At 42.5% G+C, this 15571-nt stretch carries 14 protein-coding genes; 1 reads left to right on the forward strand and 13 read right to left on the reverse strand.

Translation table 11 applies throughout. The features are described 5' to 3' along the window. Positions 1-74: 74 nt before the first annotated feature. From G7Y42_RS09910 to G7Y42_RS09970, 13 genes are all read right to left on the reverse strand, one after another. Entirely contained in the window at positions 75-791 is a 717-nt protein-coding gene (locus G7Y42_RS09910; protein ID WP_165005856.1) for a pseudouridine synthase, read from the reverse strand. Beyond that, entirely contained in the window at positions 791-1366 is a 576-nt protein-coding gene (gene scpB / locus G7Y42_RS09915) for an SMC-Scp complex subunit ScpB (protein WP_165005855.1), read from the reverse strand. The genes G7Y42_RS09910 and scpB overlap by 1 nt, the downstream gene beginning before the upstream one ends. Then, entirely contained in the window at positions 1350-2120 is a 771-nt protein-coding gene (locus G7Y42_RS09920; RefSeq protein WP_206215457.1) for a segregation/condensation protein A, read from the reverse strand. Before G7Y42_RS09920 ends, scpB begins: the two co-directional genes overlap by 17 nt. Then, on the reverse strand, positions 2117-2488 hold the full coding sequence (locus tag G7Y42_RS09925; protein WP_165005853.1) for a GNAT family N-acetyltransferase: 372 nt from the start codon (positions 2486-2488) through the stop codon (positions 2117-2119). The genes G7Y42_RS09920 and G7Y42_RS09925 overlap by 4 nt, the downstream gene beginning before the upstream one ends. Before the next feature lie 18 nt (positions 2489-2506). Next, positions 2507-3394 carry a site-specific tyrosine recombinase XerD gene (gene xerD / locus G7Y42_RS09930; RefSeq protein WP_165005852.1) on the reverse strand — a complete coding sequence of 296 codons (888 nt, stop codon included), beginning with the start codon at positions 3392-3394 and terminating at the stop codon, positions 2507-2509. 94 nt (positions 3395-3488) lie between these two features. Then, a complete protein-coding gene (locus tag G7Y42_RS09935) occupies positions 3489-3962 on the reverse strand; it encodes a Fur family transcriptional regulator (RefSeq protein ID WP_165005851.1) in 474 nt (157 codons plus the stop codon). 104 nt (positions 3963-4066) lie between these two features. After that, complete coding sequence (locus tag G7Y42_RS09940) at positions 4067-4930, reverse strand: S1-like domain-containing RNA-binding protein (protein ID WP_165005850.1); 864 nt, start codon at positions 4928-4930, stop codon at positions 4067-4069. Positions 4931-5119: 189 nt separating this feature from the next. Further along, on the reverse strand, positions 5120-7234 hold the full coding sequence (locus G7Y42_RS09945; protein ID WP_165005849.1) for a cell division site-positioning protein MapZ family protein: 2115 nt from the start codon (positions 7232-7234) through the stop codon (positions 5120-5122). Between the two features lie 180 nt (positions 7235-7414). Further along, complete coding sequence (gene rpoD / locus G7Y42_RS09950) at positions 7415-8524, reverse strand: RNA polymerase sigma factor RpoD (protein ID WP_165005848.1); 1110 nt, start codon at positions 8522-8524, stop codon at positions 7415-7417. Positions 8525-8547: 23 nt separating this feature from the next. Next, positions 8548-10392 carry a DNA primase gene (gene dnaG, locus G7Y42_RS09955; RefSeq protein ID WP_165005847.1) on the reverse strand — a complete coding sequence of 615 codons (1845 nt, stop codon included), beginning with the start codon at positions 10390-10392 and terminating at the stop codon, positions 8548-8550. Positions 10393-10604: 212 nt separating this feature from the next. Further along, positions 10605-12920, reverse strand: a complete 2316-nt coding sequence (locus G7Y42_RS09960; RefSeq protein ID WP_206215456.1) for a cation-translocating P-type ATPase — start codon at positions 12918-12920, stop codon at positions 10605-10607. A gap of 182 nt (positions 12921-13102) precedes the next feature. Further along, a complete protein-coding gene (locus tag G7Y42_RS09965; RefSeq protein WP_206215455.1) occupies positions 13103-13954 on the reverse strand; it encodes a DUF368 domain-containing protein in 852 nt (283 codons plus the stop codon). A gap of 49 nt (positions 13955-14003) precedes the next feature. After that, positions 14004-14636, reverse strand: a complete 633-nt coding sequence (locus G7Y42_RS09970) for a lysozyme family protein (RefSeq protein WP_165005845.1) — start codon at positions 14634-14636, stop codon at positions 14004-14006. A 210-nt stretch (positions 14637-14846) separates the two neighbouring features. Between G7Y42_RS09970 and G7Y42_RS09975 the strand changes: the two genes are divergently transcribed. Continuing rightward, on the forward strand, positions 14847-15563 hold the full coding sequence (locus tag G7Y42_RS09975; protein ID WP_165005844.1) for an alpha/beta hydrolase: 717 nt from the start codon (positions 14847-14849) through the stop codon (positions 15561-15563). Positions 15564-15571 lie beyond the last annotated feature (8 nt).

Genomic DNA, 15571 nt, shown 5'->3' on the forward strand with positions numbered 1-15571 from the left:
TTTTTTTGTTTACTCTTTCATTATACATAGCTTTATAAAAAAAGCAACGATTTATACTTATAAAAAGTAAGCAATCATTTTGAATGATTCAGCAAGCTACTGATCTCTTTTTTGTTCAATTCGCGATAATCCCCCGGACGTAAGCCCTGAAGCGTCAGATCACCGTATTTTTCCCGTTTCAGTTTCTGCACAGGAAGACCTACAGCTTGCAGCATATTTTTCACTTGATGGTTTCTTCCTTCGTGGATCGTCAATTCGACGATACTGTGATTCGTTTTAGGATCAACTGACAGGATCTGGAATTTTGCAGGAGAAGTCCAGTGCCCTTCGATTTTGATTCCTTTCGTCAAAGGTGCCAACATCGATTTGGTCGCGATCCCTTTTACTTTTGCGACATAGACTTTATCGACTTCATGTTTCGGATGGGTCAGTCGCTGAGCAAAGTCGCCATCGTTCGTTAGTAATAGAATGCCTGATGTATCATAATCCAAGCGTCCCACTGGATAGATCCGTTCTTTCACCATCGGAAGAAGATCTGTGACTACCTTTCTCCCTTTGTCGTCTGCTACAGCGGATATGACGCCTTTTGGTTTATAAAGCAGATAGTACCCATATTCTTCTTGATAGATCGGCACTTCGTCGACTTCGACAGTATCATGTTTGCCGACTTTGACACCTAATTCTTTTACCACTTTTCCATTTACTTTGACACGTCCTGCAAGAATATATTCTTCTGCTTTTCGACGCGAGGTGATCCCAGCGTGAGCGATCACTTTTTGCAATCTTTCCATTACGATTGTTCTCCTTCATATGTTCCGTCAAAGAAGAGATCCAAAGAGGCGTCTTCTTCGAGTGAACTTTCCATTTCTTGTGTATCTGGCAGTTCTTTCAATGATTTCAATCCGAAATAGTCTAGAAAATACCCAGTCGTCCCATACAAAATAGGCCGGCCTGGCCCGTCGACTCTGCCTTTTTCTTCGATCAGGCGGTGCGCTGCTAATCGCTGCACCGAACCCGATACCTGGACACCACGGATCTGTTCGATCTCCGCCCTAGTGATCGGCTGTTTGTAGGCAATGATCGCTAATGTTTCGACAGCTGCCTGAGATAATGTATTCGATGTCCCTTGTGCGTATCGTTTCAGCAGCGGCGCAAGTTCTTTTTTCGTAGACAGCACATAATGGTCTTCTGTTTCTAAAATATGGAGTGCTGTTTTATCATTTGTTTCATACGCTGCTTCTAATTCTGCTATCAAGACAGCGACTTCTGCTTTTTCTATCTTCAGCAAATAGCTGAGTTCATCACTGCCGATCCCTTCTTCACCGACAACAAAGAGGATGGCTTCAAGTTCACTTAATTTCGTCATGTTTCATATCTCCTACTACTGGATAAAGCATAATTGAATCATAATTTTCTTCCTGCTGCGCTACGACCTGGCCTTTTTTCATCAGTTCCAGCAAAGCCATAAAAGTCGTCACCACTTCATTCTTGGATGGCGATTCGAAAAACGAATCAAAGGAACAGCCCTGTACACTGTTTCGGATCCGTTCTTCGATGAACACCATCCGTTCTTCAATGGTGGTATCATCAGGTGTAATCGTTTTTTCGACTTTTTGAGAAAACTTCTTCCGTTCCAAAATCTTCTGCATGGCTCGGAAAAGATCGACTTTTTTCACTTGTCCACGTTTTAACGGTCTGTCTTGCCCAACGAGTCCGTCAACGACCATAGGCTCTTTTGTATAATACAGGCTGCGTTCTTCTGCTTTTTCTGTCAGTTTTTCTGCCGCATATTTGAATTTTCGATACTCCAACAGCTGAGTGACTAATTCTTCTCGGGGGTCTTCTTCCCACAGCTCATCGTCCTCGGCAGCTAGTTCTTGTGCTGGAAGCAGCGTTTTGCTTTTGATAGCCATCAGTGTAGCGGCCATCACCAAATACTCTCCGGCAACTGCTAGTTCCAGCGTCTTCATCGTATGGATATACTGCATATACTGCTCTGTGATCGTTGCAATCGGTATATCATAGATATCGATTTCCATTTGCTGGATCAGGTGAAGAAGCAGGTCTAACGGTCCTTCAAATACGTCCAGCTTGATATTGATCTCTGTCAACTTGTTCACTCTTTCTTGTTTTTCTTAGCGATCCATTTCGATAAGTAAGGTTCTGTGATTTCTGTGGCACGAATCGAGACTTCCGGATATTTTTCCTTCAACTCATCTAGCATCTGAAAGCCCATATTCTCTCCACGATAAGATGGGTTCAAGGAGATGTCATGGATCACCAGTTGATCATCTGCTAACCAATAGACACCGATCACTCCCTGGATATTGGTTGATCCTTCTGGTGTAAAGAAAAAAAGTTCATAGCCTTCTTCTGCTTCATACGTATCGATCTCCTTTAATAAAGAAGATTTGCCTGTTAGTTTCTTATGGAAGCTTAACAGCCCCATGGCGATTTTTCGGTTTTCTTTTCGGTAATGTGTTAACATATTCTCACCTTCCTATGACTAAGCCCTTGGAAAATGCTGCTTATAAACATCCGTCATTCTTTTCTTCGTGATATGTGTGTAGATTTGAGTCGTCGATATATCGGCATGTCCTAGCAGCTCTTGTACCGTTCGCAGGTCTGCACCATTTTCCAGCAGATGCGTAGCAAAACTGTGCCGCAATGTATGAGGTGTCACTTCTTTGCGGATGCCTGCTTCTCTGACAAGCTGTTTCAGATTTTTCCAGATTCCCTGACGTGACAGTCCTGTGCCATGATTGTTTACGAACACGTGCGTTTCAGAAGGATTCTTCACCAATAACGGACGTGCCTCATCTAAATAACGTTCCAGCCATTGAATCGCATAATCTCCCAGAGGAATGATCCGCTCTTTGTCCCCTTTACCGATCGTCTGTACTAGTCCCAGTGAAAGATGAAGATCTCCCAGTTTCAACCCGATCAGCTCACTGACACGCATCCCAGTCGCATACATCACTTCTAGGATCGCTCGATCTCTGATCCCCAGATTTTTAGAAGTATCGGGGGTCTCGATCAGTTTTTCGACTTCAGATAACGTCAGCGTACTAGGGAGTTTCTGTGCCTTTTTCGGAGTATCGATGTATTGCATCGGATCGTGATCCGTAAAGCGCTCTTGCCGTAAAAACTGATGGAATCTCCGAAGGCTGGAGATCATCCTCGTCACAGTCGCCGTTGCTTTGTTTTCATCATGCATTTTTTCTAGATACTGGATGACGACGAACCGATCGACCTTTTGCCAAGAGTCGATTTTTTGTTCTTCCAAAAACTGAAGGTACTGCGCCAAGTCGCGCTCATAGCTTTTTCTGGTGTTTACGGACAAGCCTCGTTCAATATTCAAATAGTGGAGATACTCACTGATTTCTTCTTTCATACTAATCCACCTCGTGCTTCTCTATCATATCAGAAACGCTTTATTTGCGATAGTCTATTCCGTCATCTCTGCAAAGAAAAAGCCGTCTATACTATCAGACGGTTTTGTTCCTTTTTTCTTTTTCTGCGCATTCCTGACAAATCCCATGGAAAGTCAGCCGGTGATCTTTCACCAGAAAATGATAACGTTCTTCGACGACTTGTTCTACTTCTACCAATAAATCTTCTTCCACTTCTTCGATCGTTCCGCAGTTCAAACATAATAAGTGGTGATGAAAATGTTTGGCGCCTTCTTTTCTTAAGTCGTAACGAGCAAGTCCATCGTTAAAACTGACTTTATCGATGATCTTCAACTCAGTCAGGATTTCGAGTGTACGATAAACCGTTGCTAATCCGATCTCCGGACTTTTCTTCTTTACCAAAAAAAAGATTTCTTCAGCAGAAAGATGCTCTTTCTCATTTTCTAAAAGTACTAACAAGGTCGCTTCTCTTTGCGGGGTCAGTTTAAACCCAGATTCGTGCAGCTGCTGTTTCGTTTTCTTCATCGCTGACATAGCATTCATAACCATTTTCTCAACCCCAACAATTTATAATAATTACAATTAAAACTATAATAATAACGTCTCAAATTAAAATAATTATAAGCTAGTTAAGAAAAACATGCAAGCTATTCTCAATTAGATTTTTTCACTAATTTAGTCACTCCATCTTCCTGCTTGATCAGACCTTGCTTCAGCAGATTCCCTAACGCGCGTTTGAATGCTCCTTTGCTGATACCGAATGCTTTCATGATCTCTTCTGGATCTGACTTGTCTGTAAAGTTGATCTGTTGGTCGGCGGAACGTTCTAAAATAGTCAGAATCATCTGAGCATCATCCGTTATTGCTTCATATGCTCTTGGTTTCAATGACAGATTCAAGACACCATCTGGACGTGCGCCAATGATTCGTCCTTCAATGCGTTCACCTAAACGAGGTTCTCTATATCGTTCAGAAGGATGGATGAATCCTAGATAAAAATCATCTGTCAATACATAAGTCCCAGTCAGTTTCAGTCGGTACGCAATTCCGGAAACATTTTTATTCTTCAGCTCTTCTGTACCGTATTTGCTCAGCGATTTAAAAATCTTCTCATCTGCTAAGCTTCCCCAAATGCGGTCCTTTGCATCAACTCGCAAAGAGATCATCAATTGATCGCCTTTTTTGGGCCAAAGTTCAGTCATAGTTGGCAGCTCATCCAAAGACACGACAAAGTCTTTATCTGGAAGGCCGATATCGACGAATGCACCTAAATCTTTTCTCGTAGCAGTCACCGTACCAAATGCGTAATGGCCGACACGACTTTTAGGGATTTGAGTGGTCAAGCGGTTTTCATGCTTTTGGTTTTGATAACCAAAGCCTTCTACCGCTTCGCCGATTTGATGTTCGCCTTCTGTCTTGCTCAATCTGAAAGTTTGCCCATTTTTTTGTACAAAATAATTTTTTTCGTTTTCATCGATAACCATACCGGTGAAGATTGTTGCTAATAACTCGTTCATATTTTTCTCCCTCTATTATGAAAGGTCTTCTATTTTCTTCGTACTTTTCTTTGCTATCATACCATATTGCGCAGCTGATGAATAGTTTGGCTTCCATAACGCTCAACAAAAAACTTAGGCACACCTATTAATAGGTACACCTAAGTCTGTTGTTCGACCCTTTGATCGACTGATTATCGATTCAGCTGATTATCTGCTGCCGTTTCCGCCGAACCAACCTGTCTTGCAGTTGATCGTCACGATATAAAACGGCAGTGCACTCTCTCCGATTCCATTCATCAAAGCGGATTTCGTAGAAGTCGCATATAGATTGTAATAGCCTTCTCCGTTTTCGATCCGTGCTTTTTCTAGTTTATAACCGCCTGCTACGATATATCCGCGCTGGATACAAGTAGCGATCACACTTTCTTGCACGCCAGGTGCCCAATTCCATGCAGTGTTGGCAGTATCTGCCACATCACTAGCTCTTTGGGACATGATTGGCTGATTCGCTGTGTTTTTATTCGTATTACTTGAGGCTTGAGCTTGGGCTGCGGCTTGGGCAGCAGCTTGTGCGGCAGCTGCTTCTTGGGCTTTTCGAGCTGCTTCTTGCTGTGCTTGCTCTGCCTGTTTGGCCTTCTCAGCTTCTTCTGCTTTTCTTTGTTCTTCTTTCTTTTCTTTTTCAGTAAGTGCTTGATCAGTTTGTTTCAGCTGTTCTTTCAGTGAAGCGACTAATTCCTGATTCGCTACTTTATCAACGGCTTCTTTTGCAGCTTTGTATTGGTCACGAGTAGCCGTTTCTACTACTTTGTCGTCTTTATAAACGACAGCTGTCTTCTCTTTTGCTGTCTGCAGCTGTTCATATTGCTGTTTTGCTTCATCTTGTGCTTGTTTGATAAGTTTTCCAAAAGCTGTATCAGTTGTCTTTATTTCGCTGATTTCATTATCTGCCTTCAGTTTCGGTGTTTCCGACAGATGGTCATCCGTAATGACTGGTGAAACGAACAATTCATTGACACGATGGATATCGGCTATTTTAGAGCGGATATCCTGATATGTTTTTTCCAATGCAGGATAGTCTTTTTCATCCTTGACTTCTTTTAGGTCCGTCTGTAATTTCGACAGATCCTGATTCATCATAGACGAGCGGATGAACTGCTGCGTATCATCTGTATAAAAATCAGCAAGTGCTTCTTGCAATGCTACTACTTTTTCCTGCTGTCTTTTTGCCTCTGCAGCGATTTGTGCTTCGACTTTCTGCTGATGATCGTAATAAGCCCAGCCACCTGTTCCTAGTAATAGCACAGCCGCTAGTACAAGATAAGGAATCTTCCTTGACTTTTTCAGTGACTGCTGTTTCTGTCCTTCACTGATTGCAGGTTCTTTTACTGATTCAGTGGTTGGCTCATCATCTGACGGTGTCGGATCTTCTGATGAGGTCTCCAGCTGGGGCTCTACTGCTATTTTCGGTTTTTCTGCTGGTTCCTTTGAGATCTTAGCTGTTGTTTCTGGAGGAACTGCTAGAGAAACTGAAGAGTCGTCTTGCGGTTGCTCTTTATCTTCTGTTGTCTCATTCGTGACAGTTGCCATTTTTATCGATGGCTGACTTTCGTCACTGATTGGGTCTTCGCTCACTGGTTCAGTCTCTGCTTCTTCGTCCACCGTTTTTTCTTCAGCTTGCGTTTGTTCTATCATTGGTTCTGAACTAGCTTCGGACGACTCATCAGCTGGTTCATCCGTTTTTTCACAATGAGTGTCTTCTTCATGTTTGCTTTTTCCTGATTTTTCTAAAGCGATTTTTTCATTGATCATGCGTAGCAACTCTTGTGCATGTTCTTCTTTCGTGTCTTCTCTATGTGCTTTGATGTACGCAGAAAGGATCGAATTTTCTTCTTCTTTATCAACGATTTCTTTCAGTTCAGCTACACGTTTTTTTTGTTTCGATTCGATTGATTCTACCACTGTATCTTCATTTGCCGGCACAGCATCTGCCACAGGATCCTCCGATTCTCCAGAGATATCTTTTCCTGTCTCTTCATCTGCTTCGTCTGCTTTATCTGACACTGCTTCTTCCGCATCGTTTTTTTCGAATAATTCCATCACAGATTCAAGCGGCAGATCTTTCAATTCGGACCATTCGATTGGATCGTTCAGTTCAGTATCTGGAAAAAACTGGTCATCCGTCAGCTCTGATGGTGACTTTGCTTTTGCGTTTTCTTTTTTAGTTGTGTGCTGATCATCTCCATTGACTTGATAGCCGCAGTTCGGACAGCTCATCTTGCCCTTGATCTTCGTTGATCCACACTCTGGACATTTTTTTATCACTTAGCGATCGGCTCCTTTTACTAGGTTTACGCTACCACTAAATCTACCATATTCTGAACGTCACGCCAATAGTCTATTTTCAGGATTTATATAAAAATAAAGTGCAGGAAAATTAGATATAACAAAAAAAAACTGGCACACAAGCTTCTAAGCTGTGTACCAGTTTAACCATAATAACGTTTATTCTAAGAAATCTTTTAATTGTTTCGAACGGGATGGGTGGCGTAGTTTTCTCAATGCTTTTGCTTCGATCTGACGGATACGTTCCCGTGTCACGCCGAATACTTTCCCGACTTCTTCTAAAGTTCTTGTGCGTCCATCATCCAAACCAAAACGTAAACGAAGAACATTTTCTTCTCGGTCAGTCAATGTATCCAAGACATCTTCCAGTTGTTCTTTCAACAGTTCATAAGCAGCATGCTCTGCTGGGCTTGTTGCTTCTTGGTCTTCGATAAAATCACCTAGATGTGAATCATCTTCTTCACCGATTGGCGTTTCAAGTGAGACAGGTTCTTGAGCGATTTTCAAGATTTCACGTACTTTTTCTGTTGGAAGGTCCATTTCCGCACCGATTTCTTCAGGCGTTGGTTCTCTTCCTAGGTCTTGAAGCAATTGACGTTGGATTCGGATCAATTTGTTGATCGTTTCGACCATATGCACAGGAATACGGATCGTACGAGCTTGGTCAGCGATTGCTCGAGTGATCGCTTGTCGGATCCACCAAGTCGCGTAGGTCGAGAACTTGAATCCTTTGCGGTAATCAAATTTTTCAACAGCTTTCATCAAACCCATATTTCCTTCTTGGATCAAATCAAGGAATTGCATGCCACGGCCGACATATCGTTTCGCGATACTTACGACTAGACGCAGATTCGCTTCAGCCAATCGCTGTTTCGCTTCCTGATCGCCTTCTTCGATTTTCAATGCCAAGGCTACTTCTTCTTCCGCAGTCAAAAGGGAGACACGGCCTATTTCTTTCAGATACATGCGAACTGGATCATTAATCTTTACACCAGTTGGCGCAGATAGGTCATCTGCTTTAGCTTGTTCGGCTTTCTTTTCTGCACTTTTCAAACTATGGACGGAAGGATCACCATTTTCATCAACGACACTGATTCCTGCGTCTTCGATCTTTTGGATCAGTTTATCCATTTCATCTGCATTCAAAGTGAATGGTGTAGCAAGCTGATTAGACAGGTCATCATAGACCACTTGTCGTTTAGGTTTGTTTTCTTTGATGAATGCTGCTACTGCTGATTCATATTTTTTCTTATCTGTTACATTTGCCATAAAAGAAGGCCCCCCTTGAGTAGCTATTTGGCTTGTTTTAACTGTTTCGTTAAATTAATGATCTCAATCGTCAGTTCCAGTTCAAGCTGCTTGTTTCCTGTTCGTCTGGCTTCTTGCTGCAATTGTTTTTTGGCTGTTATTTCATCAGCTAAGCCAGATTTACTGATCACATTCAGCAAATCCTGGATTTCTCTTGGTGTGCTTTCTTCTGCTACACGCAAGTAGGCGATCTCCACCACTAAGCGCCTTAAATTTTCATCTTGCAGAAAGTCTAAAAACTCCGCAAGGTTGAATTCATTGTGTTGTGATACGTATGCATCAAATAGAAAATAAACTTCTGCATATGTATCGTGAATAAATTGAAATTCTCGTTCTTTCAGAAGATTTCGGACAGAAATTTCTCTGAATACGCGATAAAGCAGCATTTGTTCCGCCTTTTCAACTTGTGTCAGTGGTCGTTTTTTTTGCACAGCGCCACGTCTTGGGCTCGAGGCACTCGTATCTGCCACAGGTGGTTCCTGTCGCTGTACCTGATTCTCCCGTCGAAGATCACGCAGCTGTCTTTGCATAGTTTCCCGACTCAACTGAAACTCTGTCGATAATTGCGAAAGATACATGTCTTGCTCGATTGGCGAGATGACTCGGCTGAGTTCAGCCATCACTTCTTCGAGATATTCGATCCTGTCTTTTTCATTCTCCATATTTTTCGATTGCTTCAAATAACGAGACTTGAAAGTAAAGACTGTTTCTCTTCCATGAAGGATCAATTCCTGGAAGGGTTCTTCGCCGTATTTTCGCAAATACTCATCCGGATCGAGTTTTTCTGGGATCACCACGACGGACAGTTGCAAGCGGCTGTTTTGCCGCAGCAGTTCAATCCCTCGATTGGTAGCTTCAAATCCTGCGCTATCTCCATCATAACAAAAAACGAGCTGTTTCGTCAGCCGTTCGATATGTTGGATCTGCTGAGCAGTCAAACTTGTTCCCATGGAAGCAAGTCCGTTCGTGATCCCTGCCTGCCAAGCTGCAATGACATCCATAAACCCTTCGAACAAAAGAACTTCTCCGCTTTTACGGATATTGCTCCGAGCTTTATCTAAGTTGAACAGCACCTGCCGTTTGTTGAACAGCTCTGTTTCCGGACTATTCAAATATTTTGGCTGATCTTTTTCCTGCCCTTTCTCCGGTGCAAGCCAGCGACCAGAAAAACCGATCGTACGCCCTTGCGGATTATTGATAGGAAACATGATCCGTTGATAAAAACGATCTGACATCCGTCCATCATCGTGCGTGATGAAAAGACCAGTTCGTGCCAAAACCTCATCTGAAAACGATTCATTTTTAAACACTTGACCCAAAAATGACCGTTCATTCGGCGCGAAGCCGATATTGAATTCTTCGATCAGTTCCAAGGTCAGACCGCGTTTTTGCAAATATTCCAATGCTGGTTCTCCAGCTTTCGTATTCAGCAGCATGTGATGATAGACTTCCGCTGCTTTTTCATGAGCAGCGATCAGTTTTCCGCTGGCAGAATCACTATTTTGCTCTGTAGAAGATTGCTGACGCCAGTGTTCTTCTAATGGAATTTGTTCAAAATCTGCTACTTTGACAACTGCTTCTGGAAAGCTGAGTCCTTCCAATTCTTGAAGAAATGTAAAGACATTCCCACCCTTGCCGCAACCGAAGCAATGAAAGATCTGCTTATCCTCTGCGACTGAAAATGACGGTGTTCGTTCTTCGTGGAAGGGGCACAGCCCCAAATAGTTCTTTCCGGATTTCTTCAATTGGACATATTGCCCAATGACTTCAACGATATTCGTTTGACTTCGAATGTTTTCAATCACTTCTTGCGGAATCCGCTGAGCCATTCTTTCACCCCCTGTTTAGTTGATATCTTTTTTCTGATAAAAGATAATTCAGGAGAATAACCGGTAAAAAATCGCACTAACTGAAATCAGTGCGATTTTAAAAGACACAATTATACATGTTTGATTGTATCACATTTCTAGACTTTTTCAAGTATAACACTCTGTTGTGTTTATGCCAACAAAATGATAGCCTGTTCGGCTGAAGAAAGCGGTCAGCTAGCCATCTTATTCAGCAGATAAGTCTGGATATCCGTTTTCCAGTAGACTAGACGGAGAACGATGTTCAAAATCATGAAACCAGCAAAATATCCCCACTGATCCCCTAAGCCGAGATTTACTTCTAATATCCCGTGGAATAGCATTGCCGCAACATAAATCCCCACAACGGTCGTCACTGCCAAGAAAATACGCAATGGGTTGAAAGGATAGCATGCTTTGATCACAGCCATGCAGCTGATACCGATCAGTAAGTAATACATCAAGGTCGTCGTTTCCCCGGGTGTCCAGGAATGGTTTCTTCCCATAAAGTACACCGCGATGATATTCAACACAACGAGTAAAGCATTCGGCAGTGCATTGATCAAAGCGGTCGGCAAGTAGCGATAATTGACCTTCCGTTTGTCTTGTTCAAAAGATAAAAAGAAAGAAGGATACCCTTCGATCGCCAAATCGATCAGTGTGATCTGGATCGGAATAAACGGGAAGCCGATCGCTGTCACTGCACATAAGATTGACAGAATAAAAGAATAGATCGTCTTGATAAAGAAAATACCAGATACTTTCGTTACATTGTTTACCACTCGTCGCCCTTCGAACAATACTTCAGGCAATGTTGTAAAATCAGAATCCAGCAAGACTAGATTCGCGATCTGCCGGGTGGCTCCGTCTCCTTCAGCCATCGCGATACTGCAGTCAGCTTCTCTCAATGCCAAGACATCGTTCACACCATCACCAGTCATTGCGACTGTATGGCCATTTTCTTTCAATTCATTGACAAGGATTTTTTTCTGCTGCGGACTGACACGACCAAACACAGAGTATTCATGTACCGCAGCTCGAACGTCTCTTTCTTCCGTCAAACTAGACAGATCAATATAAGCATCATAATTAGGCAGACCGGCTCTTCTGGCTATGTTCGAAACAGTGAACGGATTGTCTCCGGAGATCACTTTCAGATCCACGCCTTCTTCATGAAGATAAGCTAATGTTTCTTGCGCATTCTTCCGGATCGGATCATCGATCTCAAACAACGCCACTGGTTCGACAAATTCTGGCTTTTCTTCTGACAAATGTTGATTTGGCGCAATCCCTAGCATCAGCACTCGATAGCCGTTTGCCTGTGCCTCGTTCAGGCTCTCAGGCAACTGATCTTCACTTACGAGTCGTTCTGGAGCTCCGACATAGACGACCCCGATCTCAGGGAATTCCATAGCCCCCCATTTCCGATCCGAAGAAAAAGCGATTTTTTTGGTGACTTCATAGCGATTTGATAAAGAAAAGTAGTCGCGCATCGCCCGCATCGTGATGTTGTTGTCACTGCTTTCCGCTAGATAAGTTCCCATGATTTCAGGAATCGCCTTTTCATATAGCGAGTGGAGCGGTTCAACACGCTGGATGCTCATTTTTCCTTCTGTAATCGTCCCTGTCTTGTCTAAACAAAGCGTATCGACATGCGCAAGTGTTTCGATCGAATACATGTCTTGCACAAGAATTCTTTTTTTCGCTAATTTTGTCACACCAGTCGTCAATGCGATACTGATCAAGAGTACCAACCCTTTTGGCAACATGCCCAAAAGAGCAGCCGCTGAGGCGATGACAGAAAGCTTGATCGAAGCATCACGGATAAATAAAGCTTCGAGGAATAAAATGATTCCTAGTGGGATGATGACAAAACTTGTAAATTTCGATACTTTCCTTATCGAATCGATCAGCTCGGAATGAATCGCTTTGTGTGTTTTTGCCTCGCTCGTCAAACGTACTGCATAATTCTCCGCTCCGACACGGATCACTTGAGCAGACACAGATCCGCTTGTCAAAAAGCTTCCCGAAAGCAATTCAGCGCCTTCTTCTTTGATGATCAGATCTGATTCTCCTGTGAGCAGCGCTTCATTTGCTTCAGCCCGCCCTGAAAGAACCTGCAAATCGGCCGGGATCTGTTCACCAGCACCGATCTTCACCAGATCGCCCAAAACCAACTCTTTCGTAGAAATCAGCTGTTCCTTGCCCTCTCTTATCACCGTCACTTCAGATTGAGACACGATCGATAATTTTCGAACAAGGTTCCTTGCGTGGATTTCCTGGTAGATCCCGATCACGATATTGACCAAGATGATCGCTAAATACGCCATATTGGAATAGGCACCTACAAATAACAGACATAAACCTATACCGAAATTCAGAAAATTGAACAACGTCAGTATGTTATCGCTGAAAATCTGCCGGGTGCTTTTCGAAGCATCTTCCTGATAGTCGTTTTGCTGGCCAGAAGCCTGTTTTTTTGCTACTTCTTGCTGTGTTAGACCATTCATTTCTCTATTTTCCATTTTTCGCCAACTTTCAATAATAATCACGTGTTTAAGTCTAGCGTGTTCCACTGTTAAAAACAACTTGTTTTTTATAAAACTTAAAGAATAAAAAACACTTGATAACGGCTGGGACTCCTCCCACATTTTCCGTTTATCAAGTGCTGTGTGCTTATTTTTGAATGCAATTACTTATATTGCTCTTCTAAACGACTCATCCACCAGCCTAACGCTGCACCTGCAGCAAAAAGGATCGGACAAGCCACTAGTCCTGCGATACCCAAACCGGCGTAATCTGTCGGGATGATCATGATAGTAGAAGCAAAAACGACGCCTAAAATAAAATGGAACAATTTGCTGTAAGCTTTTGAAAAAATAAAATCCATGATTTTTGATAGACCAAGTACACATAACACGCCGCCGATCCCGATCGGAAAAATGACTTCCAGTCTCATTTCCTTGAACCCATCAGCCATCGCTTTATATAATCCCATGTAGACAAGGAAATTCGATGGACTCAATCCGGGAACGATCATCCCTAAACCGATCAAAGCGCCCGCGATCAGCCAAGTGACAAAATTCTGTTCTACCTGTCCGTCAAATAGCTGTGCCCCATAAAGCAGGAAAAGATACGCGACGACAAAGGTAACGATCATGATGAGGACATCCGAAGAGCTGCGTCCTTTTTTCCCGGCCTCTTTCCATAATGCCGGGACAGTCCCGGCAATACAGCCGACAAAGAACCAGAGAATCGTCGTTTCATAGGCGCCTAATAAAAAGCTGACCAAAAAAGAAAGTAAAAAGATCCCGGTTATTCCGCCCAGTCCCACTGGAAGAAAAAACAAGACATTCTCTCTGAAATTTCTTGTGATGTGTGCCAAAAACGAAATAAGCCGTTCATACATCCCGAAAACAGCAGCTAAAGCGCCGCCGCTGACTCCGGGTAAGATAAATCCTGAACCGATAAACATTCCTTTTACAAATCGCAGTCCCCAATCTCTGGTAGCCGTGCGTTTTCCCATTTCCTGCCTTTTTTCCACTATTGCGTGCACTCCTTCTTTCTATTCGTTTTGTTCTTGATTTTTTCGTTCATCCTAGATATTTTTCATACGTATCGATGATTTTTTCGTTCATCTTCACGATATCTGGGTAAAACATGTTACCTCCATTATGGTAGAGATATCCTCCGTTGTAAAGCAGAGACTGTACTCGCCAATAACGATACTGCTTTTGTTCGCTATTGCCCAAAAGCGGGCTGAGAACATTTTTAGAGTAAGATTCGGCTAATTCTACCGTATTCTTACCACCGTGTTCTCTGATATATGCAATATAGTCTTTCCCGAAATTATAAGCCTGCACAGCGGTCCACAGATCGCATCCCTGCCGCTTAGCTTCTGAAATCATTTCTGCCAAATAACTGACACCTTGATCGATGCTGTCTGTCTGGTTATCGATGGCATTGACTACTCCATGAGCACTTTCAGAGCTTTGCATCAAATCTGTTCCTTTTCCCTTCGACTCTGTTAAAATGATTGCTTTGATTAGATTCTCATGGGTCTCCATTTGATATTTCTTCGCAGCTTTTGTTATTTCTGGTTGATATTCTTCTACTCGTTTCACCGATTGATAAGTCCGTCCGCCTAAAAAAAGGAGGACAGCTCCCGCCGTAACAAACACCGTATAAAAAAGGATGCGGAAAATTGATTTTCTTTTTTTCTTCATCATAAATCACCTAGTTATTTTGACATCTTTTTTTATCTTACTATTTCTTTTTCTTCTTGGCTATTTCTTCTTTATGTTCTGCAGATTACTTAAGAAAAAATGAATTTTTCCGATTTATTTTCTACCTTACGAAAATGATCGTTTAATTTTAGTGAAAACAATTGCCCAATCATAAGTAAAATCGTTATACTTTAAACAGTAGGTGATTATGTGAAAAAAGAAAAGAAATATGCAAAAATGTCAGACGGTACTGACATCTATTATGAAAAGAGCGGGAACGGCTTTCCTCTTTTTCTGCTCCATGGAAATGACGGCAGTGGTCGTTTTTTTTCTGAACAGGTTCCTGTATTTGAACAGCATTACACGGTGTATCTCGTCGACAGCCGAGGACATGGCCGTTCTACCAACCAGGCAAATACCCTGAATTTTCGTTTGATGGCAGAAGATCTATATACCATCATGCTCTTAGAAAAGATTGACCAGGCGGATTTTCTCGGCTTTAGCGATGGTGCGAACCTAGCTTTGGTATTTGCCAGCGATTACCCGGAAAAAGTCCATCGGCTTATTTTGAATTCTGGAAATACGCTTGTAAAGGGCGTTCATTTTTCTGCCCGATTGGCTAGCTTGCTCCATTACAGTCTAGTTTGGCTTCTGTCAATGTTCCTGCCAAGGCTTAGAAAGAATCTTTTAGTGATCCGATTGTTACTACGTGATGTGGGACTTTCTACAGAAGATCTGAAAAAAATCGATTCGCCGACACTGATCATCGTCGGAAAAAAAGATGTGATCAAATTGAAGCATTCTCTTTATTTGGCCAAGACGATCCCCAAAGCTTCCTTTGTTCTCGTAAAAGAGCAAGGACATCAACTGGCTAGAAAAGATCCTGAACGTTTCAATCATGAAGTACTGCAATTTTTATCTGAATAAAATGAATA

Source organism: Enterococcus sp. ZJ1622 (genome assembly GCF_011038845.1).
Taxonomy (GTDB): Bacteria; Bacillota; Bacilli; order Lactobacillales; family Enterococcaceae; genus Enterococcus_B.